Raw genomic sequence first — 25630 nt, forward strand, 5'->3', positions numbered from 1 at the left:
ACCGCGTCGACTCCGGACGTGTGCTCGTCGAGGCGACGAGCGTAGGGCGGCTAGTGCCCGGTATCACGGGTGGAATCACCGCCCAATAACCCCCCTTCTGTTCCGGTGGGAAACCGCCTTCGTACCGCGGTTTGCTCGGTCAGAGATCAGTTTCACTCCGGTCTACCTACGCTTATGTGTACAGAGTCCGTTCTTCACCGACGTACCGGATTCAACGTCAGACGCGCCGCATCGACGTTACATAGCAGATCGGACACGTAAAGCCGGCCGGGTCCCGACATCCGAACGTACAAGGGCCCGCCTCACCAGTACACCAACACTACAGATGATCCATATTCCACGCCAACCGAGCGGGGTGGCCGCCGAATGAGCGGTGTCACCGCCGACAACCTCGAACTGCCGATCAAACGCACCACGGGCGACACCATGGAGGAGCGCCTCACGGCCAACGCCTACCACAACATCCTGCCCGCGCGCTACCTCCGGAAGAACGCGGACGGGGAGCCGATCGAAGATCCCGAGGAGCTGTTCGACCGCGTCGCGCGCAACGTCGCGCTCGCGGAGGCGGTCTTCGAGGCCGAAAAGCGGGGCGTCGAGATCACGGTCACGCCCGACCAGGTCAAGCCCGACCACCCGCGCCGAGACGAGCTCGCCGAGGAGGTCTTCGGCGCGGGGACGACGGTCGACGACGACGTCGAGACGACGCTCACCGCCCGCAACGTCAACAAGTTCGCGTACGACACGGTCGTTCCCGAACTGCCCGAGGGCGTCCGCGACCACGTCGAGACGACCACCGAGACGTTCCGCGACGGGATGGAGTCGCTTTCGTTCATGCCGAACTCCCCGACGCTGATGAACGCGGGCGACGAGCTGCAGCAGCTCTCCGCCTGCTTCGTCGACTCCCCCGACGACGACATCACCGACATCCACCAGACCGCTAAGGAGGCGGCCGAGGTGTTCCAGTCCGGCGGCGGGATGGGGTACGCGTTCTGGAAGCTCCGCCCCTACGGCGACGCCGTCGGCTCGACGGGCGGCATCGCCTCCGGCCCGATCACGTTCATGCGGACGTTCGACCAGATGTGCGAGACGATCGCGCAGGGCGGCGCGCGGCGCGGCGCCCAGATGGGCGTCATGCGCGTCTCGCACCCGGACGTGATCCAGTTCATCCACGCGAAGAACAAGGACATCTCGCTGGCGCACTCGCTGCGCCTGAACGACCCCGACGACTTCACGCACAACTCCTTCGCGGACGCGCTGGAGGAGGCGCGCGACCTCATCGACGAGGACGGGAAGGTGCCCGAACACCTCCGGAACGCGGTCGAGGGCCACCTCTCGAACTTCAACATCAGCGTCGGCGTCACCGACGACTTCATGGAGGCGCTGTACAACGACGAGGAGTTCACCTTCACGAACCCGCGCACGGAGGAGCCGCACGTCGCGACGCCGGAGACGAAGGAGATCTACGACATGTTCGGTCTCGGCGAGCATGTCGAGGTCGGCGAGGAGCTCTCGATCCCGGCGCAGGAGCTCTGGGACGACATGATCGAGGGCGCCCACGAGAACGGCGAGCCCGGCGTCATCTACCTCGAACGGGTGAACAAAGAGCACTCCTTCGACGTCGAGGAGCACCCGGACCACCGGATCCTCGCGACGAACCCCTGCGGCGAGCAGCCGTTGGAGGAGTACGAGGCCTGTAACCTCGGCCACATCAACCTCTCGACGCTGGCGTCGCAGGACGCGCCGGACTGGCGGGTCTGGTCGGACGAACACGCCGACGAGTACGACTCACAGGCGGCGGCGATCGAGGCCTTCCTCGAGGAGGCGATCGACTTCGAGGAGTTCGACGAGCGGATCGAGTACGGCACGCGCTTCCTCGAGAACGTCGTGACGATGTCGGACTTCCCGGTCGACAAGATCGAAGAGAAGGTCCGCGACATGCGGAAGATCGGGCTGGGGGTCATGGGGCTCGCGCAGCTGTACATCCAGCTCGGGATCCAGTACGGCACCGAGCCGGGCCACGAGGTCGCCCGCCAGCTGATGACCCACATCAACCACGCGTCGAAACAGACCTCCCACGAGCTCGCGACGGAGCGCGGGACGTTCAACGACTGGGAGGACTCGAAGTACGCGAACCCCACCGAGTACCGCGACTGGTTCGAGCACTACACCGGCCTCGACGCCGACGAGTGGGCGGACGGCTTCCCGGTCCGCAACCACAACACGACGACGATCGCGCCCACGGGCACGACGTCGATGATCGGGAACACGACGGGCGGCTGTGAGCCAATCTACAACGTCGCCTTCTACAAGAACGTCTCCGACGACGTCCAGGGCGACGAGATGCTCGTCGAGTTCGACGACTACTTCCTGCGCACCTTAGAGGCGAACGACGTCGACGTCGACGCCGTCAAACAGGAGGCCCAAGAGCAGATGGCGCAAAACGAGTTCGACGGCGTGGACGGGTTAGAGACGGTCCCGGAGGCCATCGGCGAGCTGTTCGTCGTCACCGGCGACCTCTCGGGCAAGCAGCACGCGGCGGTCCAGTGCGCCTGCCAGGAGGGCGTCGACTCCGCCATCTCGAAGACGTGTAACTTCCCGAACGACGCCACCGCCGAGGAGATGGAAGAGGTGTACCGCTACATCTACGACCACGGCGGCAAGGGCGTCACCGTCTACCGCGACGGCACCCGCTCGAAGCAGGTGCTCACGACCCGCGCGAAGAACACGGAGTTCGCCGACGAGAGCGAGGCGGCCGAGGCGATCGTCGAGCAGATCGGCGAGGTGTTCGGCGGCATCGAGTCGTTCCTCGACAACGAGGACGTCCAGGCGGCGATCGACGCGGAGATTTCGGACCTGCTCGAAGCCAGCGAGCAGCCTCGTATCGACTACAGCGAGCGCAGTCCCCGCCCCGACTCTCTGAACGGCGTCACACAGCGCGTCGAGACGGGCTACGGAAAGCTGTACGTCACGATCAACGAAGACGACAACGGCCTGCCGTTCGAGCTGTTCGCGAACATCGGTCACTCCGGCGGCTACACCAACTCCTTCACCGAGGCGCTCGCGAAGGTCATCTCGACGGCGCTCCGCTCGGGCGTCGACCCCGAGGAGATCGTCGACGAGCTACAGGGCACCCGGAGCCCGAAGGTCGCGTGGGACAAGGGCGAGCAGATCCAGTCGATCCCGGACGCGATCGGCACGGCGCTGCGCCGCTACCTCGACGACGACGTCGACAAGGGGATCCCCCAACAGCAGAGCCTCGACGACGTCGAGGAGACCGCGTCGGGCGCGAGCCGTCCGAGTCAGACCGACGGCGGCGCGGTCGACGCCGGCCCGGCGACCGACGCCCCGAGCGCGGACGGCTCCGGTCCGGCGGCGAAGGACGACGCCGCCGGCGCCGACGACTCGACGCAGGAGCTCATCGCGGCGGGCGAGTCGCCCGAGTGCCCCGACTGCGGCGGCATGAACCTCTACTACTCCGAGGGCTGCAAGACGTGCGAGTCGTGCGGCTGGTCGGAGTGTTAGACGGGTAGCGAGCGACCGACGACGCGGTTTTTTTGCGGGACGCGGATGCCGTCACGCGCGCTCATCGCTGCGTGGGAGACGGACGGACGCGCCGCTGTTCGAGTCGGAAAACTGGAGGGAGCCGCCGCGGAGAGCGACCGGCGAGTCAGTCGTCTTCGAGCGCCTGCGCGATGCGCTGGAGCTGGCGGGTCGCGTCGCGGACCTCGTCGCGGAGCTGGCGCACCTCGCGGACGAGCTCCTCGTTGCCGCCGTCGTCGCCGCGGCCGCCCTGCTCCCCCTGCGCGCCGGGACCGCCGCCGCCCATGCCGGGCGGGCCGCCCGCGCCGCCGGGGCCGCCGCCGCCCATCATGCCGGACATCATCTGCGCGAAGGGGTTGCCGCCGCCGCCACCGCCGCCCATTCCCGGCGGGCCGCCGCCGCCCATCATCTCTTCGGGGTCGGGCCGGTCGCCCTCCTCGCGCTCCTCCTCGCGTCGCTCGCGAATCTCCTCGACGCGCTCGCGGAAGGACTTCTCTTCGCCGTCGTCGCCGTCCGGGGAGTCGCCCTGTTCGCCGGCCTCGCCGTTCTCGGGGTCGGTGACATCGTCGTCTGGCATGGGCCACGATTCGGCGGCGCGGCCGAAAAGGGTTGCCGTGGGGCCCGCGACGGAGGGTTTATAAGTCGGGAGAGAGCGGCGGCCCGGTTCTCCCCCGCCGGCGTCAGGTCCGAACCATGCGGTGGCAGTTCGGACACTCCGCGGGCTCCCCGTCGCCGCCGGCCGCCGGTACGCGGTCACCGCAGTTCGGACAGCGCGTCCGGGTGCGCGCGTACTCGGTACGCGACCGGACCGCGGAGCGGTCGGTGTCGTCACTCATATGCGGTTGTTATTGTTTAGCATACAAATAGGTTACCGATATATCCCTAAAACACGACTTAGGGCGTCGAGCGCGGGCCGTCCGCGCGCCGGCCTCATTCGTGGCCGGAGACGCGGACCGGTTCGTAGGGCGCTTCGAGCCACTCGATGTCCGAATCAGAGAGGTCGATATCGAGCGCCTCGACCGCGTCTTCGAGGTGGTCGACGCTCGTCGTGCCGACGATTGGCGTGTCGACCGAGTCCTTGTGGAACAGCCACGCGAGCGCGATCTGCGCCATCTTGACCCCCTTCTCGGCGGCGAGCTCCTCGACGCGCTCGTTGATCGCCCGGCCGCCGCCCTCGCGATACGGATGGGCGTAGAGGTGGTCTTCGGTCCGTCCTCGAAGGGTCGCGTCGACGTCCTCGTGCGGGCGCGTCAGGTACCCGCGCGCGAGGGGGCTCCACGGCATCACGCCGACTCCCTCCTTCTCGCACAGCGGAAGCATCTCCCGTTCCTCCTCGCGGTAGGCGAGGTTGTAGTGGTTCTGCATCGTGGCGAACCGCTCGTATCCCTCGCGGTCGCTGACGTGGAGCGACTCCGCGAACTGGTGGGCCCACATCGACGAGGCGCCGATGTAGCGTACGTCGCCGCGCCGCACCGCGTCGTCGAGCGCGGCGAGCGTCTCCTCGATCGGCGTCTCGTCGTCCCAGCGGTGGATCTGGTAGAGGTCGATCGTGTCCGTCCCGAGCCGGTCGAGCGAGTTTTCGAGCTCCTGTTCGATCGCCTTCCGCGAGAGCCCGCCCGAGTTCGGGTTCGACTCGTCCATCTGGAAGTACCCCTTCGTGGCGACGACGAACTCGTCGCGGTCGTACCCGTCGAGCGCCTCGCCGAGGACGCGCTCGCTCTCGCCGTTCGAGTACATGTTGGCGGTGTCGAAGAAGTTCACGCCGAGGTCGATCGCGCGCTCGACGAGCTCCCTGCCCTCCTCCTCGTCGAGGACCCACTCGCGCCAGTCGGAGTCGCCGAAGCTCATACAGCCGAGACAGATCTTCGAGACGGTGGTACCGGTGTTCCCGAGCGTCGTGTACTCCATACTCGTACCAGTTCGAGGCGGGACAAAAAGCTACGCGCGGCGGCGGGGATCGCGGGGGTGGACGTCTCGGACCGGGAGGGTCACAGGTCCCGGAACGACGCCGTGTACACGAGGAACGCCCCGGTGAGGATGACGAACGCGAGGAAGGTGACGAGCGCGAGCACGTTCGCGACCGGCGCGAGCGGGGCGAGGAAGGGCTCGCCGGTCGAGTCGAGTACCAGCACTGCGAGGAGGGCGGCGATCAGGCCGAGCAGCCAGTTCGTGAGAATGTCGTCCATGGCTCGCCCGTCACGCGGGGGCGACAAAAAGCCGCGGATGCGGCAGCGACGCGCGGGAGAGCGGCGGCGGTCGGGGCCGCGGCCGCGCGGGGCGCCGCCGGAGCTATGGCGCTCGCACCCCTGATTCGGGACGTGAGCGACCGGACCACTTGCTGGCTGCTCGGCGACCAGCTCAACCCCGACCTCGACGTCCTCGACGACGCCGACGACGTGCTGCTGATCGAGGCGCACGGCTTCGCCGACCGGAAGCCGTACCACGCCCACAAGCTGACGCTCGTGTTCTCGGCGATGCGGCACTTCCGCGACGAACTTCGCGAGCGGGGCCACGACGTGACGTACCTGCGGGCCGAGTCGTTCGGCGAAGGGCTCGACGAGTTCCTCGCGGAACGCGGGAGGCAGGGGGACGACGGCGACAGCGACGACGAGGGGCCGCGCCTGCGACTCATGCGCCCGGCGAGCCACGGCACAGGCAAGCGGCTCCGGGAGCTCGTCGCCGAGCGCGGCGGGAGCCTCGAACTCGTCGACAACGAACTGTTCTGGACGACCCCGACCGACTGGCGCGCGTGGGCCGGCGAGGAGGAGACGGAGATCGGTCCGGACGACGCCGCCGAGCGCACCTACCGACAGGAACACTGGTACCGCCACGTCCGCCGCGAGACGGGCGTGTTGATGGACGACGGCGAGCCGGTCGGCGGGGAGTGGAACTACGACGATCTGAACCAGGAGACGCCGCCGGACGACTGGGAACCGCCCGGGCGGCCGACGTTCGAGCCGGACGCGCTGACGCGCGAGACGCACGCCTGGGTCCGCGAGCGGTTCGACACGTGGGGGAGCGACTCGCTCGACGGGTTCGCGTGGCCGGTCACGCGCGAGGAGGCGCGCGAGTCGCTCGAGCAATTCGTCCGCGAGGGGCTCCCCGCGTTCGGCCGGTACCAGGACGCGATGGTCGGCGGCGAGCCGTTCCTGTCGCACTCGCTGCTCTCGCCCGCGATCAACCTCGGGCTGCTCGACCCGCGCGAGCCCGTCCGGGCGGTCGAACGCGCCTACGCGGAGCGCGGGGTCGAGCCGGGCGGGTACGACCCCGCCGAGCACGGCGAGGTCGGCGCGGGTGCGGAGGCGACCTCGCTCGACGAGTTCGGCGGCGACGGGGGCGGCGAGGCGAGGGCGGAAGCGGCGGCGGATCCCGCCCCAGTCCCGCTGAACGCCGCGGAGGGGTTCGTCAGGCAGGTGATCGGCTGGCGGGAGTTCGTGCGCCACGTCTACCGCGAGGCGATGCCCGAGCTGGCCGACGCGAATCAGTTGGCGCAGTCGCGGGACCTGCCGCCCGCCTACTGGGACGGCGACACCGACATGCGGTGTCTCTCGGAGGCGGTCGGCCACGTCCGCGAGTACGGCTACGCTCACCACATCGAGCGGCTGATGGTGTTGTCGAACTTCGCGTTAGTGTATGGCGCCGACCCGGCCGAGCTGAACGAGTGGTTCCACCTCGGCTTCGTCGACGCGTACCACTGGGTGACGACGCCGAACGTCGTCGCGATGGGGTCGTTCGGCACCGACGTGCTCTCCTCGAAGCCGTACGCCTCCTCGGGGAGCTACGTCAACCGGATGAGCGACCACTGCGCGGACTGCCGGTACGCCGTCTCGCGGACGACCGGCGAGGGCGCCTGCCCGTTCAACGCGCTCTACTGGGACTTCTTAAAGGAGAACGAGAAGACGCTGCGGGGCACCGGGCGGATGGGGCTGATGTACTCGCACGTCGACGGGAAAGACGACGAGGAGTGGAGGGCGATCCGCGAGCGCGCGGCCCGGGTGCGCGAACGAGCGGCCGAGGGAGAGCTGTAAGGGTCGGGGGCTCCCCGTCCTACTCGCCGCTCGCGAGTCGGCGCAGCCGCGGGAGCGCCTGCTCGTAGCCCAGCCCGACGACCCCGACGTACAGCGCGAGCAGCCCCATGCCGACGGCCCAGGCGCCGAGGACGAGGTCGCCGCCCGAGACCGCGGAGAGTCCGAAGCGTTCGAGGACGACGCCGACCGCGGCGGCCGCGCCGGCCCCGAGGGTGACGGCGAGGAGTTCCACGAGTTCGACTGCGACGGCGGGTACTTCGACCATACTCGAGGGGAACGGCCGGCGATTATGACTCTTTCGGGAGAACGGTGAACGTCGAGCGGGCGCCGACGACGGCGAGGGCGCTCGGGTCGCGCCCGGTCACTTCAGTCCGAACGACCGCATGGCGGTGTCGACGAGCCCCTTCGCGATCAGCGCGAGGCCGGCGAGGAGCACCATCACGGCGCCGGCGATGACGGGGTCGCGAACGGCGATGATACCGACGGCGGCGACGACGGCGAGGAGGCCGGCGATGCCTTCGAGTCCGAGCGTGTCACGCATGTCGTCGGGTGGTCGTCGGTCGTGGTTAAAAGGGGCGGATGCGCCGCGGGCCGCCGGCGACGCGGGGCACCCCGACTGAGAGCGGCCCTTTTATTTTCGGGAGCGCGTATCACCGCGTACGCATGAGCAACGGAGACGGCGGCGGTCGGAACGACCTCCGGATGCCCGACGACGACGAGGTGTTCGCGGAGGTCCTCGAGATGCTCGGCGCGAACCGCGTCAAGGTCCGCTGTGCGGACGGGAAACAGCGGACCGCTCGCATTCCCGGTCGGATGCAAAAGCGCGTGTGGATCCGCGAAGACGACATCGTCCTCGTCGAGCCGTGGGACTGGCAGGACGAGAAGGCCGACATCTCGTGGCGCTACGAGAAGAGCGAGGCGGAGCAGCTTCGCGAGGAAGGCCACTTACAGTAAGTCGTCGAGAGTGAGTTGGCGATTGAATCCTTCGGGTGTCGGACCATTTATAAATAAATAACCGGCCGCGGATCGGTGGTGAACACTGCCAAAGCCCCAGCCGCGAGGGCTCGATGGGCTCGCTGCGGTCCTCGTCGCTCACTACGTTCGCTCCTGCGGTCCTTACGTCGCCCGTCTTCGTCCTCGCGGCAGCGTGGCGCGACGCGCCACGGGCAGCCGGCGGCGAAGCCGCCGGCGACTGCCCCTTTGAGTCCCGCCTCGCACGGCACCGCACAGCACCTCACGCCTCCCCAGCCTCGTCGCCGGCACCCTCCGCTTCGCTTCGGGAGCCGGCGACTCCCTCGCGCGTGCTGTCTCGCGGCCGCCGGAGGCGGCCGCTCGCAGGCACGCGCCACGGCGTCTCGTGTCGCGTTGGTGTCGCCGTCGTCAACCGCCCACGCGGTTTTTAAGTCCGAACGGGCCCCAGCGAGCGTATGCTCCGGCTCGCGATGACCACCGACGCTGAGACGTTCGAACGCGTGCGCGGGCCGCTCGGGGACCGCGGCATCGACGTCGGCCACGTCCGGGCGAAAGAGCGGGCGCTGCGCGTCTCGGGCGGGGAGTCGCCCGGATCGGGACCGGAGTCGCCCGGATCGGGACCGGACTCGCCCGCGGCCGACCCGGACGAGTTCGCCGGCTTCGACGTCGGTCTCGTCTACCCCACCCGCCTGATGGAGGGCGCGGTGGTCGACGAGCGCCTCGGCGTCCCGTGGGTGAACGGCCGCGACGCAGTCGTCGCCTCGCGGAACAAGGCGGGGGTGCTGGCGAGACTGTCGGCGGCGGGCCTGCCGACGCCGAAGACGACGCTCGTCTCGAACCCCGTCGACGAGTCGGTGGTCGTCGACGCCGCCGAGGGGTTCTCGTACCCCGTCGTCGTGAAGCCGAACTCCGCGACCCGCGGCGTCGGCGTCGCGACCGCGACCGACCTCGACTCGCTCCTGGGCGTCGTCGACTACCTGAACCTGATCCACGACTACCGCGCCACCGGCGACAAGTCGTTCCTCATCCAGGAGTTCCTGTCGGACGCACGCGACTACCGCGCGATGGTCGTCGACGGCGCGTACGCCGGGGCGGTGGAACGCGAACTCGACGCCGAGGCGCTTGAAGCCGGGCGGTGGAAACACAACGTCCACCGCGGCGCGACGGCCCGCGGCGTCGACCTCGACCCCGAGGCTCGCGACCTGGCGGAGCGCGCGGCCGAGGCGCTCGGTATCGACTACCTCGGCGTCGATCTGCTCGCGACGGGCGACCGACTCGTCGTCAACGAGACGAACGCCCGGCCGACCGTCGACGCCGCGACGAAGTACGAGGACGACTTCTACGACCGGCTCGCGGGGCTGATCCGGCGAACCGACGAGGGGGAATGAGGAGAGGAACCGGGAGGGGGCCGAGACCGGCCTGCGGACTCAGGCCAGATCGATCGACGCGCTGTCGTCTGCGCGGTCGAACGTGACCTCGAGGACGCCGTTGTTGAACGTCGCGTCCGCGGAGCGCTCGTCGACGGGCGCGGGGAGGTCGACCGTCTCGTCGTACTCGCGCCGGTCGGAGACCGCGGAGATGGTGAGCGCGTCGCCGTCGCAGCGCAGCGAGAGGTCGTCCTTCGAGACGGCGGGGAGATCGGCGACGAGGCGCACCGACTCCTCGGTGGTGTACGCGTCGACGTGGGTGTCGGAGCCGAATCCCGCGTCGTCGGCCGACGGGGCGTCGCCGGTGGCCATCTCGTTCATCATCCGCTCGATCTCCTCGAAGAAGTCTCCGAACGGATCGTCGCGGTCGTCTCTGTCCATACCTCCCGTGAGGTCGGTGATCCCGATAAGCCTTCTGTCGGTCCCCGTATCGGCCGGTATCCCCCAGCGCCGCGGGGACGACGAACGGCGGTGCGAGACGGCGACCGCCCGAACTCGACTCGGAACCGCCCGCGCTCGACGACACCGCCCGTAACAAATTCGAACGATTATGACTATCTCGCGGCGACTGAGCCGGATTTAAGTAGTTGGGGCTCGCCTTTTTCGAATATGAGTAAATCGTATCTGGCCGCCGGCGACGACGTGAGCGACGACGAGGTCGTGCGGGTGGGGCTCAACGGCTTCGGGCGCATCGGGCGCAACGTGTTCCGCGCGGTGCTGGAGAGCCCGCGGATCGAACTCGTCGGCATCAACGACGTGATGGACTTCGACGACATGGGGTACCTCGCGAAGTACGACACCGTCATGGGCCGGCTCGACGGCGTCGAGCGCGACGGCGAAGAGCTAACGATCGGCGGCACCGCCGTTCCCCTGTTCAACGTTCAGGATCCCGCCGACCTCCCGTGGGACGAACTCGACGTCGACGTCGCCTTGGAGTGTACGGGCATCTTCCGCACCCGCGACGACGCGAGCGCGCACCTCGACGGCGGCGCGGACACCGTGATCATCTCGGCGCCCCCGAAGGGCGAGAAGCCGGTCAAACAGCTCGTCTACGGCGTCAACCACGACGAGTACGAGGGCGACGACGTGATCTCGAACGCCTCCTGTACGACGAACTCCATCACGCCGGTCGCGAAGGTGCTCGACGCCGAGTTCGGCATCGACGCCGGTACCCTCACGACCGTCCACGCGTACACCGGCTCCCAGAGCCTCATCGACGGCCCGATGAGCAAGCGCCGCCGCGGCCGCGCGGCCGCCGAGAACATCGTCCCCACCTCCACCGGCGCCGCGGGCGCCGCCCAGGAGGTCCTCCCGCAGCTGGAGGGGAAAATCGACGGGATGGCGATGCGCGTGCCGGTCCCGACCGGCTCCATCACCGAGTTCGTCGTCAGCCTCGACGAGGACGTCACCGAGGAGGAAGTCAACGCCGCCTTCCGCGACGCCGCCGACTCCGGTCCGCTCGCGGGCGTGCTCGGCTATACCGACGAGGAGGTCGTCTCCTCGGACATCGTCGGACTTCCGTTCTCCAGCTACGTCGACCTCCGGTCGACGAACGTCATCGCCGGCGGGAAGCTGCTGAAGATCCTCACCTGGTACGACAACGAGTACGGCTTCTCGAACCGGATGCTCGACACCGCCGCGTACGTTCACGACGAAGCCTGAACGCCTGACCGCGACCGACGGACGACGCCGGACCAGACCCCCGGCGGCAACGTTCCCCCGGAGCGCCACCGCTTAACTATCTCATCGACGACCACTCACTCATGCCCACGTTCGACACCATCGACGACCTCCCGGCCGACTCGCGCGTCCTCGTCCGACTGGACCTCAACTCCCCGATCGAGAACGGCGAACCGCAGGACAACCGCCGCTTCGAGCGTCACGCGGAGACCGTTCGCGAACTGGCAGACGCCGGTCACCGCGTCGCGCTGCTGGCTCACCAGGGGCGACCCGGCCGCGACGACTTCACGTCGCTCGCCGGCCACGCCGAGATCCTCGCCGGCCACGTCGGCCGCGACGTGGCGTTCGTGGCCGACACGTACGGCGACGAGGCGCTGGCGGCCGTCGACGCGCTCGGCGCGGGCGAGGTCCTCCTGTTGGAGAACACCCGGATGTGCGACGACGAACTCCCGGAGGAGTCGCCGGAGGCGAAGGCCGAGACCGAGTTCGTTCGGGCGTTGGCGCCGCGCTTCGACGCGTACGTCAACGACGCCTACTCGGCGGCACACCGGAAGCACGCCTCGCTCGTCGGCTTCCCGATCGTCCTTCCCGCGTACGCGGGCCGCGTGATGGAGACGGAGTACGAGGCGAACACCGCCATCGCGACCCGCGAGTTCGACGGCCCCGTCACCATGGTCGTCGGCGGCACCAAGGCGACCGACGTGATCGGCGTGATGGACGCCCTCGACGACCGCGTCGACCGCTTCCTCCTCGGCGGCGTCGCGGGCGAACTGTTCCTGCGCGCCGCGGGCCACCCGGTCGGTCACGACTTGGAGGGAATGGACCTGTTCGACGAGCAGTGGGCGGCGAACCGCGAGCTGATCGAGTCGGTCCTCGACGAGCGGGGGGACGCGATCCGGCTCGCGACCGACCTCGCGTACGAGGGGGAAGACGGCGCCCGCGCGGAGGTCGCCGTCGACGCCATCGAGGAAAAGGAGACGGGGTACCTCGACGTCGGCTCGGCGACGGTCGCCGACTACGAGCCGGCGATCCGCGAGTCCGACGCGGTCTTCGTGAAGGGCGCGCTCGGCGTCTTCGAGGACGAGCGGTTCGCGGACGGCACCGTGGGCGTCTTAGAGGCCATCGCGGAGACCGACTGCTTTTCGGTGGTCGGCGGCGGCGACACCTCGCGGGCGATCGAGATGTACGGGCTCGATGAGGACGACTTCTCGCACGTCTCCATCGCGGGCGGCGCGTACATCCGCGCGCTGACTGGCGAGCCGCTCCCGGCGGTAGAGGTCCTGACGGCGGCGGCGGAGCGGCGGCGGTAGAGCGGGGGATCTGAGCGGCGGCGACCGGATCCGAGCGGCCGAGAGTGACAGGTCCTACTCCTCGACGTCGAGGTCGAACTGCTCGTTCTCCGTGACCGCGTTCAGGACGACGCTCGTGTTCGACTCGCGGATATCCGCGTCCGTGAGGATCGATTTGATTTGGTCGTTCATCCCGTCCGTGTCGGTGAACTTCCCGATGGCGATCACGTCGTAGTCGCCCGTGACCTCGTAGACGCTCACCATCTGTTTCTCCTGACGGAGCTTCTCGGTGACGTCCGGCAGGGCGCTCCCCTCGACCTTGAGCTGGAGCACGGCCGTCACGTCGTAGCCGAGCTTGTCGTAGTCGACGACGGGGGTGTACCCGTCTATCACGCCGCCTTCTTCGAGATCGCGGAGGTGGTTCGAAACCGTCGTCACCGAGACGTCGAGTTCGTCGCCGAGACTTCGGAGGCTCGCGCGTCCGTTGCTGAGCAAGGAGTTGATGAGCTTCGCGTCGAGGTTTTCGTACGTCATCACACCTAACCACGCTTTCGGGGCTTTAGAATTTTACGAACGTCCAGCAGTTTTCCCCGTCCGGCGGTTCATGCGCCAAGCGATAAGGCCTTTATACTGGCAGATAACGAATGAAGCGTCCAGAACATGACGGACGAACACACGAAACCGGACGGCGGCCTCACGGCCGAGGAACAGGCGGTACTCGACGAGATCGAAGAGCAGAACGTCGATTTCCTGCGGCTCCAGTTCACCGACATCCTCGGCGTCGTGAAGAACGTCTCCGTCCCCGCCCACCAAGCGGAGAAGGCGTTCACCGAGGGCATCTACTTCGACGGCTCCTCCATCGAGGGGTTCGTGCGCATCCAGGAGTCGGACATGCGGCTCGTCCCCGATCCCGACACGTTCGCGGTGCTCCCGTGGCGTAACGACGGTGACTCCGGTGCGGCGCGGCTCATCTGTGACATCGTCGACACCGACGGCGAGCCGTTCATCGGCGGTCCGCGCCAGGTCTTGAAAAGCGTCCTCGATGACGCCGAAGAGATGGGCTACTCCGTTTCGGTCGGTCCGGAACCGGAGTTCTTCCTGTTCGAGAAGGACGACGAGGGCAACGCGACCACCATCCCGCACGACAACGGCGGCTACTTCGATCTCGCGCCGAAGGACCTCGCGTCCGACGTGCGCAAGGAGATCATCTTCACCCTCGAGGAGATGGGCTTCGAGATCGAGGCCTCGCACCACGAGGTCGCCGAGGGCCAACACGAGATCAATTTCAAGTACGACGACGCGCTCGGCACGGCGGACAACATCGCCACGTTCCGCGCCGTCGTCCGCGCGGTCGCCGAGCAGCACGACCTCCACGCGACGTTCATGCCCAAGCCGATCGCCGAGATAAACGGCTCGGGGATGCACAGCCACATCTCGCTGTTCGACGAGGACGGGAACAACGCCTTCGCCGACGACTCGGACGAGTTCAACCTGAGCGAGACCGCCTACCAGTTCATGGGCGGCGTCCTGAATCACGCGGAGGCGTTCACGGCCGTTACCAACCCGACGGTGAACTCCTACAAGCGCCTCGTTCCCGGCTACGAGGCGCCGATCTACGTCGCGTGGTCCGACACGAACCGCTCGGCGCTCGTTCGCGTTCCCGACGCCGCGGGCGTCTCCGCGCGCTTCGAGGTCCGCAGCCCCGACCCGTCCTGTAACCCCTACCTCGCCTACGCGGCGCTCATCGCCGCCGGGCTCCACGGGATCGAGACGGACGCCGACCCCGGCGACCCGGTCCAGGAGGACATCTACGAGTTCGACGACGAGAAGCGCGAGGAGTACGGCATCGAGACGCTGCCGCCGAACCTCGGCGCCGCGGTCGAAGAGCTGGAGGCGGACGAGGTCATCTCCGGCGCGCTCGGGCCGCACGTCTCGGAGAAGTTCCCCGAGGCGAAGTCCCAGGAGTTCAGCGAGTACCTCACCCAGGTGTCGCAGTGGGAGGAGGACCGCTACCTGGAGACGTTCTGAGTCCGGCCCGAGGCGGACGGTCCGCGACCGCTTTTTTTACGCGCCGCGCGACCCGCCGAGCGCCGGCTGGACCCGTTCCGCCAGCGCCGGCAGCGCGACGACGGCGACGACGGCGGCGGTCGTCGCGACCAGCGTCACCGGAAGCGTTCCCGCGAGCGCGTACGCGCCGACCCAGAGCCCGCCGGTGACCGCGAGCGCGGGGACCGCGATTCGGACGGGGACCGCCGGCTCGTCGCCGTCGACGAGCCGCCAGCCGACCGCGCCGCCGGCGCCGGTGGCGATCCCGATCCCCGCCTCGACGACCTCGCCGGTGTGCCCGCCCGCGACGGCGACGGCCAGCGCGCCGGCCGAGACGACGGCCGCGAACAGGAACGCCGGCTCGGGGTTCAGTTCGGCGGTCGGATCGGACGCCGGGTCCGAGGCCGCCGACTCCGAGACCGCTGACCGCCGAACTCGCGGATCGCCCGCGAGCCACAGCGCGCCGACCACGACGCCGCCGCCAACGATCAGCCCCGCGAACACGTCGACGAGGTAGTGGACCTGGATGACGACCCGCGAGACCGCGACGGCGACGGCGACCGCTCCGGCCGCGAGGTAGCGGGCGCGGTCGGTCCAGAACCGGTCGTACAGCAGCGCCAGCGCGAGGTACGCCGCCGCGCCGCCGGTCGCGTGGCCGCTCGGGAAGCCGAAGCCGTCCGAGAGCACCTGCGCCTCGTACCACCCCGTCAGGAGCGCGGGGAGCCACGCCGGGACGTCGGCGGGGGGCATCGCGCCGGGCGGGCGTGGGACCGCGAACCACGCCTTGCCGAGCGCCGTCGCGGCGTACGCGCAGGTGACGGCCGCGACCGCCGTCGCGCCGGCGCGGCGCGGCGACCCCGCGGCGCCCTCGCTCGCGAACCAGTAGCCGACCGCGAGCAGCCCGAAGAGGAACCAGGGGTCCGCGAGGTGGGTGACGGCCGCGAAGAGGACGACGACGAACTCCGGGAGCGCGTCGACGAACGCGGTCTCGCCGAGGCCGCGCTCGGCGCCGACGAGCCCGGTCACGCGTCGACCGCCTCGGGAGCCGTCGCCGGCGCGGAGGTTCCCGTCGGTCCGAGCGGTGCCGACGCGGAGGTCGCCGCGTTAGTCATCGCCGCGGCGGCGGGCGTAGTCGAGCGCCTTGCCGGGCGTCTCGATCAGGTTGAGGCCGATGCCGACGACGACGAAGATCGTGTACAGGCCGAGCGTCGACAGCCCGAGGACGACGATGGCGCCGACCGCGTAGATCCCGTCGAGCGAGGTCAGCGCGGCGAGCGTCAGCACGGTCCCGTACAGCAGCACGAGGTACGGCCCCCAGCCGCGGGCGTGGCCGCGGCGCATCCGCGATCGGACGTACCGCTTCAGCTCCGACTCGACCTCCGGCTTGTCGACCGTGCGGCGTTCCACGTCGCCTTCGAACTCCTCGAGCTGTGACCGCAGCTCCCGGACCTCCGCTTCGAGGGCGGCGACGTCCGGCGCGCCCCGCGGCCGTTCGTCGTCCCCCTCGTCGCGGTCCGACTCGCCGTTCATACCCGTGGGTCGGCCGCGGTCCTGTTGTAACTGCCGGTCTGCGGCGTCGTCCCGGGAACCGACCACGCCGGCGCTTCCCCCGTCCCGAGTGTCGTCGGCGCCGTCGTCGGGAGCGTCGACCCGTCCCGCGAACACCACGTTGACGACGCCGCCGAGGACGACGACGACGGCCGCGAGGTACAGCCACGTGACCAGGAGCAAGATCCCGCCGATGACGCCGTACACCTGATACTGCGCGGCGCCCGCGGCGTACACCTGAAACCCCGCCTGGAGCAGCGTCCAGCAGACCGCCGCGAACACCGCGCCCGGGAGGGCATCGCGGACGGTGAGCGTCGGCTGCGGGAGGAGGTAGTACATGGGGAGGAAGACCGCGGCGAGGAACGCGGGCAACGCGAGGACGCTCGCCGTCTCGACCAGCGGGACCGCGTCCGCGGCCGCGACGAACGCGCCGACGACGACCATCACGCCGATACCGACGCCGACGGCGACGACGACGGACGCGGCGTCGGCGACCTGCCTGAGGAATCCGGGCGTCTCGTCGCCGCCGTACAGGGAGACGAAGGCGGTGTCGAGCCCGCGGAACACCTTCAGCGTCGACCAGAGCAGCACGCCGAGGCCGAGCAGGCTCGCGCCGGTCCGGCCGCCGGCCGAGGAGACCGCGGCGACGACCGCCTCCTCGCCGACCGGCGTGAGGAACTCCCCGGTCGACGCGACCAGCTCGGCGGCGATCGTCTCGCCGAAGACGGCGGTCGCGACGACGACGAGCAGCAGGAGCGCGGGGACGAGCGAAACGAACGCGTAGTAGGCGATGGCGGCGGCGAGAAACGTCACCTGTCGGTCGATCGCGAGGTCTACGACGCGCCGAACCGTGCCGAACGCGGAACGCGAGTGTCGGAGCACGCTCCGCGGTTCGGTCGATGAGGGCAAAAACCGGTCGGGTACGGAGACGGAAGGAAACGCCCTCAGCTCGCGTCGTCGCCGAGGACCGCCTCGCGCATCTCGGGGACCGACGCCGTGCTCTTCACCGCGGTCCCGCGGTAGTGCGCGCGGCTGGCCTCGTGACCGGCGCCGCGCAGGCGCTCGACGAACTCGTCCATCCCGATCGCGGGCTCGCCCCACTCCTTGTACAGGCGGTGTTGGTCGTAGTGCGTCGGCGTGTCGAGTTCGCGCGCGACGGTCCCGAGCAGCTTGCGGGCGCGCTTCGCCTCGCCCATGTCGTCCGTCACCTCGCGGCGGACCGCGCGCGCGAAGTCGGGGTCCGCGATCGGACCGAGCCAGATCGGGCCCGCCGTGAGGACGCGGTCGCTCCCGCACTCCGGGCAGGCGTCGACCGGGTCGGCGATGTGCCCGCGCGTCGCCGCGCGCCAGAGGCAGTCCTCGCAGCCGTCGACGTGGCCTACGGCCTCGAGGCAGTCGTCGGCCGCGCGGGCGCCCGACTCCAGTTCGAGGTAGGTCCGCGCGTAGTGACGGGAGACGTGCGAGAGGATCGGCGTCGCCGCCTTGTCGTAGCGCGCGGCGGTCCGGACGAGCGCCGAGATCAGCGTTCGAAGCCCCATCTCCGGGTGGTAATCCGTGTTGCGTGGGACCGCGCCGTACTTCCGGATCCCGCTGTTGAGGTGGGCGCCACACAGCGGCGCGGTGTCGGTGGCGGTGACGCAGACCAGGTTTCGGCCGTTCGCGAACGCCGCGTCCGCGAAGGGGATCGGCGTGCCGTACGGGTCGAGATCGACCACGTCGAACGGCCCCTCGTCGTACAGCAGGGCGTTGACGTCGCGGTGGACCGCCTCGCCGTCGAGGCCGTTGGCGTCGAGGTTCGAAGCGGCGAGCTCGACCGCGTCCGCGTCGACGTCGGCGCAGGTGACCTGATACCCCTCCGCGGCGGCGCGGACGCCCCGGATCCCCGAGGCCGCCATCGCGTCGAGGTACGAGGCCGCGCGCGGCTCGCGGTCGCGGTAGGCGCGCAGCGTCGCGACCGTCACGTCGCGGTTCAGCTCCTGGGTCGGGTTGAAGAAGACGCCGCCGCCGGTGCCCTCGCTGGCGCCGTCGCGGGCCTCCGGGACGGAGACGGTGAGTCCGCCCTCCTCGATGTCCATACCGCCGATTCGGCTATCCGAACTAAAAGGGCCTCGCTCCCGAACACCGACGAACCGAGACACGGTCGAGCGCGGCCGTCGACGGCGACGACAATGAGAGGCTTTTACGCCGCGAGCCCGATATAAAAGTATGAACGGAGAAGCCACGCAACAGCGACGTGACGCGGCCGACGCCGAGACGGAGGGACGACGATGGTGAGTCCGGCGCGGATCGACGGAGCCACCGACATCGCGTACGGCGCACTGATCGCGCTCTCGATCGTGCTCATCGCGACGCTTCAAGTGAGTAACGTGGGGATTGCGTTCGGGGTCGGCGTGTTCGCCTCCTACGTGGTCCACGTCGTCTGGAAGATGGCGCGGTTCGACCCGGACTGGATGACCCGCGAGGTCGCAGACCAGGTCGGCAAACAGGTCGAGGAGAGCGTCGGCGAGACCGTCGACAAAGAGGTGGAAAAGAGCGTCGGCGAAACGGTCAGCAAGGAGGTCGAGAAGACCGTCGAGGAAACCGTCGGCGAGCAGGTGAGCAAGGAAGTCGAAAAGAGCGTCGGCGAGACCGTCAACAAGGAGGTCAGCGGGGTCGCCGACGACGTCAGCAACACCGTCAGCGAAGAGGTAACGGGGAAAGTCGAGGAGACCGTCGGCGAGACGGTCGAGAAGACCGTTGAGGAAAAAGTCGGTGAAACCGTTGAGGAAAAAGTCGGAGAAACCGTCGAGGAAAAAGTCGGTGAAACCGTCGAGGAGACCGTGGAGGAGACAGTCGGCGAGACGGTCGAGAAGACCGTGGAGGAGACCGTCGAGAAGACAGTCGGCGAGAAAGTGGAAGAGACGGTCGAGGAGACGGTGGAAGAGACGGTCGAGGAGACAGTCGGCGAGAAAGTGGAAGAGACGGTTGAGGAGACAGTCGGCGAGAAAGTTGAGGAGACGGTCAGCGAGACGGTGGAGGAGGCGGTCGACGAGAAAGTAGACGAAAAGGTCGAAGAAACCGTTACGGGGCAGGGCAACGGCGCGGACGGACGGGAGTCGTGAACCGCTTCGGAGCGCTCGCCTCGTTCCCTCTGTAGACGCAGTTGCGTCGAGTGGCGTATCCGCACTCGGCCGGAGACCGTCGGCTTCCGTCTGCTCAGCCGATGGCTGGATCGACTGAGGCCGATCGTCGGTGACCGCCTCGGCCTCGTCGAGCTGCCTGAAGAGGTCGTCCGGGTCGGTCACTGCGACCACCCCCAGATGGGAGCCAACAGAGGACGGAGCGGTCGCTCAGGGTCGAAAAAGAATTGAAAGGGGCGTCGATGTTCGTTACTCGTTCCCGAACATCTGGCGCATCATCGGATGCATCTCCATCAGCTGCTCTTCGGCGATCTCCTCGTACAGCTTGTACGTGATAGAGACGGCCAGCAGCAGCCCGGTCCCGGAGACGCCGCCGATAGTGCCGAGCAGGTTCGCCATCACGGCGAGGAACCCGACGAGGGCGCCGCCGATGACGGTCACCTGCGGGATGTACCGCTCCATCACCTTCTCGACGACCTGCGGGTTCCGGCGGAATCCGGGGATCTGCATCCCGGAGTTCTGGATCTGTTTCGCGGTCGCCTCCGGCCCCATACCGGTGGTTTCGACCCAGAAGATCGCGAAGATGGCGCCGCCGACGATCATGAACGTGAGGTCGACACCGAGCCGGACCGCGATCATCCACGGCTCGACCGAGGCCGGGATCTCCCCAAGGAACCACATCCACTGGCTGCGGCTCTGGATGGGGTTCAGGTAGTAGAACAGCCCGGAGATGGGCTGGCCCTGCGCGCTGTACTCGCCCAGGAACGCCGGCATCCCCGCCCACTGCGAGGAGAGGATCTGACCGAGGAACTGGATGTTCGCCTGCAGCGCGCGAACGAGGATCATCGGCAGGACGGACGCGTAGATGAGCTTCACCGGGAAGCGTCCGCGAGCGCCTTTCACGCGGGCGTGCGACAGCGGGATCTCGACGCGGACCGACTCCGCGTACACGACGATCCCGAAGATGAACACCGTGGTGAAAAGCGCCAGAATGTTCCCGGGATCGAAGAGTAGGTTCTGGAGCCCCTCCGCGGTAAACGGCGACATCGACGCCGGCACGCTACCGACGATGACGCCGTACCAGTTCGCGAAGAAGCCGGACGCGCCGAGCGCGGAGAAGCTGAAGAAGCCGCCGACGATCTGCTGGCTCACCGACGCGATGATGAACAGCCCGACGCCGGAGCCGACCCCCCACTTGCTCACGATCTCGTCCATGAACAGGATGAGGATACCGCCGACGAATATCTGCGCGAATATCAACAGCTGGACGCCGAAGGTGCCGATCCCGAGCGCGCTCGCGACCGCGTCGTCGGCCGGAAGGAAGCTACCGGTGAACACCATCGGCGCCGCCGTCAGGGCGGCGATGATGATGACGAGGAGCTTCTGGAGGCCCTGATAGAGGACCTGGTCGCGCGGGTCGTTCTCCGTGTCGAGCCCGAGGAGGTTCGCACCGCCCAACAGCTGGAGGACGATGGACGCCGTGACGATCGGTCCGATACCGACCTGTAACAGCGACCCGGACGACCCGGCGAGCACCGACCGGAACTGCCCGAAGAAGTCAGAGCCCTGACCGACGGCCAACCCGAACGGGTTAATGTTGGTCAGGAAGAAGTAGACGATCAGGATTCCGGCCGTCCACGTGAGCTTCCGTCTGAACGGGACGTGTCCCGCGGGCCGCTCCACGACGGGCATCCGCGAGAGCACCGGTTCGGCGGCCTCCTTCCAGCTCATATTACGCCTCGTCGTTCTCGTCGTCTGAAGTGTTTTCCGGTTCGTCAGCGGCGTCTTCGGCGCGCTCGGAGAGCGTCGCCTCGCCGCCGGCCTCCTCGATGAGCTCGACCGCACCGGCCGTGAACGCGTCGGCCGTGACGCGGAGCTCGCGACGGACCTGTCCGCCGCCGAGCACCTTCACGACGTCCGCCTCGTGGCCGTCCTCCACGACGTCGCGCGCGTCGAAGACGTACGCGTCGCCGTCGGCCTCGGCGAGGCCGTCCGCGGCGTACAGCGCCGCGTCCTCGTCGAGCTTCTGTACCTTCACCTCGAGGACCTCCGTCTGGGCGTCCTCGGGACGCTTGAACCCGTGCTTGCCGAGCGGGCCGTAGTTGTGGTACTCGTGTTTCGCGCGACCGGCCGCGCCGCGGCCGCCGCGGTGCCCGGCGCCGCGCCGGTTCTTGTGCGTGCCGCCGCCGTGCGTCCGAGAGCCGCGCTGTCGTCGTTTCTTGCTCGTCATCGCATGGCCTCCAGGAGACTGTCGATCTCCTCGGTGGTGTGTTTCCCGAGTTCGCCGCCCTCGATCACGGGGTGTTTAATTCCCTCGTGACCGCCGCGGGGCGCGTGGAGCCGCAGCGTCGGCGAGAGACCCTGATCGCGCAGGGTCGTCTCCTCGTCGACGAGCGCCTCGGCCAGCGCCTCCAGACCGGCGTAGTCGGTGTTGTCGTCGATCCACTCGTCGTCGATGTCGGCCGAGCTCTCCAGGGGCTCGCCGCGCAGCGAGACGGTCCGCGCGACGGCCTCGACGCTCGGTTCCCCGAACGCGACGACGTCGTTGACCTTCGTGATCATGCCGCGGTACGACTCCGTCTCGGGGACGAACGTCGCGTGGTTGACGCGCCCGACGTTCAGCATGTCGAGCGTGTCCTCGACGCCGTACTCGAGGTTGACGTCGCCGCGGAGCTGAACGATCGCCTGCATCACTCGCTCACCTCGTCGTAGTGGACTTCGCGGGCGTGCTGCGGAGTGCGGGACTGCGCCGCGTTCTCCAAGGCGTTGAACGTCGCCTTCGCGAGGTTCACCGTCGTACGGGTGTTGCCGTCGGAGTTCGTCCAGGCGTCCTCGACGCCGGCGAGCTCCAGGATGTTGCGGACCGTCTCCGCCGCCGCGAGGCCCAGCCCCTGCGGAGCGGGCTTGATCTCGACGGTGACGGAGCCGGCCTTCCCAGTCGCCGTGCGAGTCAGGGAGTTGGTGCCGCCCGGCTGGTCCTCCCACGAACCCGAGCCGCGGTCGACCGAGATGACGTTCAGCTTCGCGACGTCGATCGCCTTCTGGATCGCGCCGCCGACCTGGTCGTCGCGGGCCTGCGCGTAGCCGAGGTAGCCGTCGCGGTTGCCCACGGCGACCACGCAGCGGAACTTCACGCGGCGGCCGGAGTCGGTCATGCGCTGGACCATGTTGATGTCCAGCACCTCGTCTTCGAGCCCCGGAAGGAGCTGGTCGACGATCTCCGCCTCCTTCAGCGGGAGCCCGGAGTTGAGCGCCTGTTCCATCGACGTGACGTCGCCGTCCTGTACCTTGCGGCCGAGTCGCGTCCGCGGTTCCCAGCCGTCGTTGTGTCTACTCATGGTCCTCCTGGATTGTCGCGAGCACGTCGTCGAAGTGCTCGGGTAGCTCGCTGGCGTCGAACTCGCCGCTGTACAGCGGCTCGTCGAGCTGCTCGGCGTAGTCGGCGATATGCTCGCCGCGCGTGCGCGACCAGTCGGCCAGCACGTCGTCGTTGTGCGGGATCTCGAGCCCCGCGTCGATCGCTCCTTCCTGTACCGCGAACGTCTTGTTGCCGGGCGTCGCCGTGTTGAGCCCGATGTCGAGGACGGCCTCGTCGAGGCCGGCGTCGACTGCGCGGGCGCCCGCGAGGAAGCCGGTGAGGTACGCGCTGGGGAGGTTGCCCGTGGGGGCGTCCCAGCCGTACTCGCCGAGCTCCTCGCTGGAGGCGGCCGCGTGGGTCTCGTCGCCGTCCGATCCGGGGGTCACCAGCTGCGCCCTGACGTGAGCGTTGCTCACCCGAGCGACCAGGCGAGGCTTGCCCGATTTCAGCAGGCGCAACCTCTGATGGTAATCCGTCCGGACCTCGCGGCGGCGCCGCATCGGCACCTTGTATCGTGGTCCTGTCGCCATTAGTCCGTCACCTCGTAACCGTACTGCGTCCGAATGTACGCCTCGAGACGGGCGATGTCCTCGAAGTCTCCGCCGCTCGCCTTGTTGTAGAGCGTGCGGTACTCGGAGGCGTCGAGCACGTCTTCCTCGTCGCGAAGCTCCTTCAGGCGCGCCCGCTGCGCGCGGATGCGCGCCTTCCAGTCGTCCTTCGTGTCCTGCCGCGCGCCGGAACGGCCCTTGCGGGAGCCGGCGCCGGACTGGTGTCCGTACGAGCGCTTGTCGGCGCGCTCGCGGGCGCGACCGCGCGAGTTCGTCTTCTCGTCTTTCGCGCGGATCGTTCCCTGTTCGATGAGTTCACGGACGTCCTCGCGGGTGATCGCGTCCGCGATCTCCTCCTGTGCGTCGGGGTCGAGCCAGACGCGGCCCTTGCCGACGTCGAGCTCGTCCGCCGCGAGCCGTTTCTGCGCTTTCAGGTCACTCATCGTCGACCTCCACTTCGACGTAGGTCGGGTTCAGCACGCGGATATCGCGCTCCTCCGCCTCGTCTTCGATCAGTTCGCGCTTGCGACCGCCGACCTTCGAGGCGATACGCACCGCCTGCGTGTCGCCGTCGACGCCCTCGAGGTCGTCCGTGTTGTGAACGCGGACCTCCTCGAAGCCGCTCGGGTGCAGGTCGCGCGACGCCGTCGGCGAGCGGAAGCCGGCCTCGACGACCGGGCCCTTCGCCTTCATGCGGCGTCGCTGCTTGGAGAGCCCGCCGCGCGGCTTGCGCCACGACGTCGGGATCCGCTTTTTCTTGTGGTAGTCCTGCCGGTTGAACTGCGGTTTCCCCTCGCGGTGCTTCTGCGCGAGCGCGCGAGCGGTCTCGTCGTCCAGTTCCGGCGTCTTGTCGGCGTGCCCGCGGGGGCGAAGCTCCGTCTCGACGGTCTCGTCGGCGTCGGCCTCGTCGGCCTCCTCCTCGTCCGTCTCGTCTTCGATCTCCGCGTCCGCCTCCTCGTCGACCTCCAGCCCGCCGACATCGGCCTTGATACGCGCTGCGAGCGCGTTGCCGACGCCGTCGACCTCGGAGAGCTCCGACTGGGAGGCGGCCTTCACGTCCTCGACCGTCTCGTAGCCGGCCTCGCGAAGCGCGTCCGCCTTCGAGGGACCGACACCGCTGATGTCTTCCAGTTCGTCTGCCATCGGTTAGGCACCTCCGGTGGGCTTCTCGACGATGTACACGCCGTCCTGGAAGACGCGCGTGTCCTTGTCGGTCACCTTCGTCAGCTGTTCGATGTCGGCGGCGGTCTGCCCGACGGCCTCCTTGTCGGAGCCCGAGAGCGTGACCGTCTCGCCGTCGATCTGTACGTCCGTGTCTCCGCGGATCGGAGTGCGCCGCGCGGCGCTCTCTCCGAGGAAGTTCTCGATGACGACCTCGTCGCCCTCCACGGTCACTTGCATCGGGAAGTGGGCGTAGTACACCTCCATCGCGTACTCCCAGCCCTCGGTGACGCCGTGGATCATGTTGGCGACGTGGCTCTCGAAGGTGCCGACCGTGGCGTTGGTCTTCGCGTCCTCGTTGTCGGCGGTGATGACCACCGCGCCGTCCTCGACCGCAACGTCGACGTCGGGGTACCAGAGGCGTCGCGTGACGCTTCCGTTAGGCCCTTCGACGGTGAGTTCGAGGTGGTCGGTCTCGGCGGAGACGTCGTCCGGAATCTCGATTTCGACTCTGTTCATTGTTAGTAGACGTATGCGATCACTTGGCCGCCGATGCCCTCCTCGCGGGCCTCGTAGTGGCTCATGACGCCGTGGCTCGTCGTGACGATGAGCGTCCCGTAGTCGCGGGCGGGGAGGTACCGCTTCTCCCACTTCTCGAACTCGTCTGCGCCCGCCGAGTAGCGGGGCTTGACGGCGCCACACTCGTTGATCGCGCCTTTCAGTTCGACCTCGAACTTCCCGGCCTTCCCGTCGTCGACGTACTCGAAGCCGTCGACGTACCCGCGGTCGTAGAGGACCTCGAGGACGGAGCCGATGATGTTCGAAGCGGGCTCTACCGTGTACGACAGGTGGCCAACGCTCTCGGCGTTGTCCATGCCGGCGAGCGCGTTGGTGAATGGATCGTTTCCCGTCAT

At 68.5% G+C, this 25630-nt stretch carries 28 protein-coding genes; 8 read left to right on the forward strand and 20 right to left on the reverse strand.

Going from position 1 to position 25630, the window contains the following annotated elements; translation table 11 throughout:
- The first annotated feature begins 366 nt into the window (after positions 1-366).
- On the forward strand, positions 367-3522 hold the full coding sequence (locus EXE42_RS01185; RefSeq protein ID WP_137705742.1) for an adenosylcobalamin-dependent ribonucleoside-diphosphate reductase: 3156 nt from the start codon (positions 367-369) through the stop codon (positions 3520-3522).
- Between the two features lie 145 nt (positions 3523-3667).
- Here EXE42_RS01185 and EXE42_RS01190 read toward each other — a convergent pair whose 3' ends face one another.
- The 4 genes from EXE42_RS01190 to EXE42_RS01200 form a co-directional block, all read right to left on the reverse strand.
- Positions 3668-4117 carry a hypothetical protein gene (locus tag EXE42_RS01190; RefSeq protein ID WP_092919921.1) on the reverse strand — a complete coding sequence of 150 codons (450 nt, stop codon included), beginning with the start codon at positions 4115-4117 and terminating at the stop codon, positions 3668-3670.
- A gap of 103 nt (positions 4118-4220) precedes the next feature.
- Positions 4221-4376, reverse strand: a complete 156-nt coding sequence (locus EXE42_RS19180) for a hypothetical protein (protein WP_167603287.1) — start codon at positions 4374-4376, stop codon at positions 4221-4223.
- Between the two features lie 94 nt (positions 4377-4470).
- On the reverse strand, positions 4471-5448 hold the full coding sequence (locus tag EXE42_RS01195) for an aldo/keto reductase (RefSeq protein ID WP_092919920.1): 978 nt from the start codon (positions 5446-5448) through the stop codon (positions 4471-4473).
- Between the two features lie 80 nt (positions 5449-5528).
- Positions 5529-5726, reverse strand: coding sequence for a hypothetical protein (locus EXE42_RS01200; RefSeq protein WP_092919919.1), 198 nt, complete (start codon positions 5724-5726; stop codon positions 5529-5531).
- Between the two features lie 132 nt (positions 5727-5858).
- Between EXE42_RS01200 and EXE42_RS01205 the strand changes: the two genes are divergently transcribed.
- A complete protein-coding gene (locus EXE42_RS01205) occupies positions 5859-7568 on the forward strand; it encodes a cryptochrome/photolyase family protein (protein ID WP_137705752.1) in 1710 nt (569 codons plus the stop codon).
- A 19-nt stretch (positions 7569-7587) separates the two neighbouring features.
- Here the strand turns inward: EXE42_RS01205 and EXE42_RS01210 are convergent, their stop codons facing one another.
- Positions 7588-7833, reverse strand: a complete 246-nt coding sequence (locus EXE42_RS01210; RefSeq protein ID WP_092919917.1) for a hypothetical protein — start codon at positions 7831-7833, stop codon at positions 7588-7590.
- A 96-nt stretch (positions 7834-7929) separates the two neighbouring features.
- Positions 7930-8109 (reverse strand): hypothetical protein, encoded by a 180-nt coding sequence (locus EXE42_RS01215; protein WP_092919916.1) that lies wholly within the window; start codon positions 8107-8109, stop codon positions 7930-7932.
- 122 nt (positions 8110-8231) lie between these two features.
- Between EXE42_RS01215 and eif1A the strand changes: the two genes are divergently transcribed.
- Together eif1A and EXE42_RS01225 are read left to right on the forward strand one after the other, a co-directional pair.
- Complete coding sequence (eif1A, locus tag EXE42_RS01220) at positions 8232-8522, forward strand: translation initiation factor eIF-1A (protein WP_092919915.1); 291 nt, start codon at positions 8232-8234, stop codon at positions 8520-8522.
- A gap of 473 nt (positions 8523-8995) precedes the next feature.
- Positions 8996-9928: a RimK family alpha-L-glutamate ligase gene (locus tag EXE42_RS01225; RefSeq protein ID WP_137705743.1), complete on the forward strand. Its 933-nt coding sequence runs from the start codon at positions 8996-8998 to the stop codon at positions 9926-9928.
- A 39-nt stretch (positions 9929-9967) separates the two neighbouring features.
- On the opposite strand, the gene EXE42_RS01230 is transcribed toward EXE42_RS01225, so the two are convergent.
- A complete protein-coding gene (locus EXE42_RS01230) occupies positions 9968-10348 on the reverse strand; it encodes an Hsp20/alpha crystallin family protein (protein WP_092919913.1) in 381 nt (126 codons plus the stop codon).
- Between the two features lie 228 nt (positions 10349-10576).
- Between EXE42_RS01230 and gap the strand changes: the two genes are divergently transcribed.
- Entirely contained in the window at positions 10577-11629 is a 1053-nt protein-coding gene (gene gap / locus EXE42_RS01235; protein ID WP_092919912.1) for a type I glyceraldehyde-3-phosphate dehydrogenase, read from the forward strand.
- A gap of 101 nt (positions 11630-11730) precedes the next feature.
- Positions 11731-12957, forward strand: coding sequence for a phosphoglycerate kinase (locus EXE42_RS01240; protein WP_137694540.1), 1227 nt, complete (start codon positions 11731-11733; stop codon positions 12955-12957).
- Between the two features lie 54 nt (positions 12958-13011).
- Here EXE42_RS01240 and lrp read toward each other — a convergent pair whose 3' ends face one another.
- Positions 13012-13470 (reverse strand): HTH-type transcriptional regulator Lrp, encoded by a 459-nt coding sequence (gene lrp / locus EXE42_RS01245; RefSeq protein WP_092919910.1) that lies wholly within the window; start codon positions 13468-13470, stop codon positions 13012-13014.
- A gap of 126 nt (positions 13471-13596) precedes the next feature.
- Between lrp and glnA the strand changes: the two genes are divergently transcribed.
- Positions 13597-14964, forward strand: a complete 1368-nt coding sequence (gene glnA, locus EXE42_RS01250) for a type I glutamate--ammonia ligase (protein WP_137705744.1) — start codon at positions 13597-13599, stop codon at positions 14962-14964.
- Between the two features lie 36 nt (positions 14965-15000).
- Here glnA and EXE42_RS01255 read toward each other — a convergent pair whose 3' ends face one another.
- The 3 genes from EXE42_RS01255 to EXE42_RS01265 all read right to left on the reverse strand — a co-directional run bounded on the left by EXE42_RS01255 (position 15001) and on the right by EXE42_RS01265 (position 18605).
- Positions 15001-16008, reverse strand: coding sequence for a phosphatase PAP2 family protein (locus EXE42_RS01255; RefSeq protein ID WP_092919908.1), 1008 nt, complete (start codon positions 16006-16008; stop codon positions 15001-15003).
- Between the two features lie 78 nt (positions 16009-16086).
- Positions 16087-17412 (reverse strand): YihY/virulence factor BrkB family protein, encoded by a 1326-nt coding sequence (locus EXE42_RS01260; RefSeq protein ID WP_137705745.1) that lies wholly within the window; start codon positions 17410-17412, stop codon positions 16087-16089.
- Between the two features lie 62 nt (positions 17413-17474).
- Positions 17475-18605 (reverse strand): tRNA (guanine(26)-N(2))-dimethyltransferase, encoded by a 1131-nt coding sequence (locus EXE42_RS01265; protein WP_092919906.1) that lies wholly within the window; start codon positions 18603-18605, stop codon positions 17475-17477.
- 192 nt (positions 18606-18797) lie between these two features.
- Between EXE42_RS01265 and EXE42_RS01270 the strand changes: the two genes are divergently transcribed.
- A complete protein-coding gene (locus EXE42_RS01270) occupies positions 18798-19631 on the forward strand; it encodes a hypothetical protein (RefSeq protein WP_092919905.1) in 834 nt (277 codons plus the stop codon).
- 267 nt (positions 19632-19898) lie between these two features.
- On the opposite strand, the gene secY is transcribed toward EXE42_RS01270, so the two are convergent.
- From secY to EXE42_RS01315, 9 genes are read right to left on the reverse strand one after another with little or no spacing between them, the layout of a single operon-like run.
- Positions 19899-21380, reverse strand: a complete 1482-nt coding sequence (gene secY, locus EXE42_RS01275) for a preprotein translocase subunit SecY (RefSeq protein ID WP_092919904.1) — start codon at positions 21378-21380, stop codon at positions 19899-19901.
- A gap of 1 nt (position 21381) precedes the next feature.
- The gene (locus EXE42_RS01280; RefSeq protein ID WP_092919903.1) at positions 21382-21879 is read right to left on the reverse strand and encodes an uL15m family ribosomal protein; all 498 of its coding nucleotides are present in this window, start codon (positions 21877-21879) and stop codon (positions 21382-21384) included.
- Positions 21876-22340, reverse strand: coding sequence for a 50S ribosomal protein L30 (locus EXE42_RS01285; protein WP_137705746.1), 465 nt, complete (start codon positions 22338-22340; stop codon positions 21876-21878). The genes EXE42_RS01280 and EXE42_RS01285 overlap by 4 nt, the downstream gene beginning before the upstream one ends.
- Positions 22340-22987 carry a 30S ribosomal protein S5 gene (locus tag EXE42_RS01290; protein ID WP_092919901.1) on the reverse strand — a complete coding sequence of 216 codons (648 nt, stop codon included), beginning with the start codon at positions 22985-22987 and terminating at the stop codon, positions 22340-22342. The genes EXE42_RS01285 and EXE42_RS01290 overlap by 1 nt, the downstream gene beginning before the upstream one ends.
- A complete protein-coding gene (locus EXE42_RS01295) occupies positions 22980-23537 on the reverse strand; it encodes a 50S ribosomal protein L18 (RefSeq protein WP_092919900.1) in 558 nt (185 codons plus the stop codon). The genes EXE42_RS01290 and EXE42_RS01295 overlap by 8 nt, the downstream gene beginning before the upstream one ends.
- Positions 23537-23998: a 50S ribosomal protein L19e gene (locus EXE42_RS01300; RefSeq protein WP_137705747.1), complete on the reverse strand. Its 462-nt coding sequence runs from the start codon at positions 23996-23998 to the stop codon at positions 23537-23539. The genes EXE42_RS01295 and EXE42_RS01300 overlap by 1 nt, the downstream gene beginning before the upstream one ends.
- The gene (locus tag EXE42_RS01305) at positions 23991-24698 is read right to left on the reverse strand and encodes a 50S ribosomal protein L32e (RefSeq protein WP_137705748.1); all 708 of its coding nucleotides are present in this window, start codon (positions 24696-24698) and stop codon (positions 23991-23993) included. The genes EXE42_RS01300 and EXE42_RS01305 overlap by 8 nt, the downstream gene beginning before the upstream one ends.
- Positions 24699-24701: 3 nt before the next feature.
- Positions 24702-25235 (reverse strand): 50S ribosomal protein L6, encoded by a 534-nt coding sequence (locus tag EXE42_RS01310; protein WP_092919897.1) that lies wholly within the window; start codon positions 25233-25235, stop codon positions 24702-24704.
- A 2-nt stretch (positions 25236-25237) separates the two neighbouring features.
- A complete protein-coding gene (locus tag EXE42_RS01315) occupies positions 25238-25630 on the reverse strand; it encodes a 30S ribosomal protein S8 (protein ID WP_004047215.1) in 393 nt (130 codons plus the stop codon).

This window comes from Halorubrum sp. SP3 (genome assembly GCF_005435195.1).
Taxonomy (GTDB): domain Archaea; phylum Halobacteriota; class Halobacteria; order Halobacteriales; family Haloferacaceae; genus Halorubrum; species Halorubrum sodomense.

Excerpts from the sequence above, each read along its gene's own strand:
- EXE42_RS01185 (WP_137705742.1), top strand. The coding sequence starts at position 367 with ATGAGCGGTGTCACCGCCGACAACCTCGAACTGCCGATCAAACGCACC.
- EXE42_RS01190 (WP_092919921.1), bottom strand. The coding sequence starts at position 4,117 with ATGCCAGACGACGATGTCACCGACCCCGAGAACGGCGAGGCCGGCGAA.
- EXE42_RS19180 (WP_167603287.1), bottom strand. The coding sequence starts at position 4,376 with ATGAGTGACGACACCGACCGCTCCGCGGTCCGGTCGCGTACCGAGTAC.
- EXE42_RS01195 (WP_092919920.1), bottom strand. The coding sequence starts at position 5,448 with ATGGAGTACACGACGCTCGGGAACACCGGTACCACCGTCTCGAAGATC.
- EXE42_RS01200 (WP_092919919.1), bottom strand. The coding sequence starts at position 5,726 with ATGGACGACATTCTCACGAACTGGCTGCTCGGCCTGATCGCCGCCCTC.
- EXE42_RS01210 (WP_092919917.1), bottom strand. The coding sequence starts at position 7,833 with ATGGTCGAAGTACCCGCCGTCGCAGTCGAACTCGTGGAACTCCTCGCC.
- EXE42_RS01215 (WP_092919916.1), bottom strand. The coding sequence starts at position 8,109 with ATGCGTGACACGCTCGGACTCGAAGGCATCGCCGGCCTCCTCGCCGTC.
- eif1A (WP_092919915.1), top strand. The coding sequence starts at position 8,232 with ATGAGCAACGGAGACGGCGGCGGTCGGAACGACCTCCGGATGCCCGAC.
- EXE42_RS01225 (WP_137705743.1), top strand. The coding sequence starts at position 8,996 with ATGCTCCGGCTCGCGATGACCACCGACGCTGAGACGTTCGAACGCGTG.
- EXE42_RS01230 (WP_092919913.1), bottom strand. The coding sequence starts at position 10,348 with ATGGACAGAGACGACCGCGACGATCCGTTCGGAGACTTCTTCGAGGAG.
- gap (WP_092919912.1), top strand. The coding sequence starts at position 10,577 with ATGAGTAAATCGTATCTGGCCGCCGGCGACGACGTGAGCGACGACGAG.
- EXE42_RS01240 (WP_137694540.1), top strand. The coding sequence starts at position 11,731 with ATGCCCACGTTCGACACCATCGACGACCTCCCGGCCGACTCGCGCGTC.
- lrp (WP_092919910.1), bottom strand. The coding sequence starts at position 13,470 with ATGACGTACGAAAACCTCGACGCGAAGCTCATCAACTCCTTGCTCAGC.
- glnA (WP_137705744.1), top strand. The coding sequence starts at position 13,597 with ATGACGGACGAACACACGAAACCGGACGGCGGCCTCACGGCCGAGGAA.
- EXE42_RS01265 (WP_092919906.1), bottom strand. The coding sequence starts at position 18,605 with ATGGACATCGAGGAGGGCGGACTCACCGTCTCCGTCCCGGAGGCCCGC.
- EXE42_RS01270 (WP_092919905.1), top strand. The coding sequence starts at position 18,798 with ATGGTGAGTCCGGCGCGGATCGACGGAGCCACCGACATCGCGTACGGC.
- secY (WP_092919904.1), bottom strand. The coding sequence starts at position 21,380 with ATGAGCTGGAAGGAGGCCGCCGAACCGGTGCTCTCGCGGATGCCCGTC.
- EXE42_RS01280 (WP_092919903.1), bottom strand. The coding sequence starts at position 21,879 with ATGACGAGCAAGAAACGACGACAGCGCGGCTCTCGGACGCACGGCGGC.
- EXE42_RS01285 (WP_137705746.1), bottom strand. The coding sequence starts at position 22,340 with ATGCAGGCGATCGTTCAGCTCCGCGGCGACGTCAACCTCGAGTACGGC.
- EXE42_RS01290 (WP_092919901.1), bottom strand. The coding sequence starts at position 22,987 with ATGAGTAGACACAACGACGGCTGGGAACCGCGGACGCGACTCGGCCGC.
- EXE42_RS01295 (WP_092919900.1), bottom strand. The coding sequence starts at position 23,537 with ATGGCGACAGGACCACGATACAAGGTGCCGATGCGGCGCCGCCGCGAG.
- EXE42_RS01300 (WP_137705747.1), bottom strand. The coding sequence starts at position 23,998 with ATGAGTGACCTGAAAGCGCAGAAACGGCTCGCGGCGGACGAGCTCGAC.
- EXE42_RS01305 (WP_137705748.1), bottom strand. The coding sequence starts at position 24,698 with ATGGCAGACGAACTGGAAGACATCAGCGGTGTCGGTCCCTCGAAGGCG.
- EXE42_RS01310 (WP_092919897.1), bottom strand. The coding sequence starts at position 25,235 with ATGAACAGAGTCGAAATCGAGATTCCGGACGACGTCTCCGCCGAGACC.
- EXE42_RS01315 (WP_004047215.1), bottom strand. The coding sequence starts at position 25,630 with ATGACGGGAAACGATCCATTCACCAACGCGCTCGCCGGCATGGACAAC.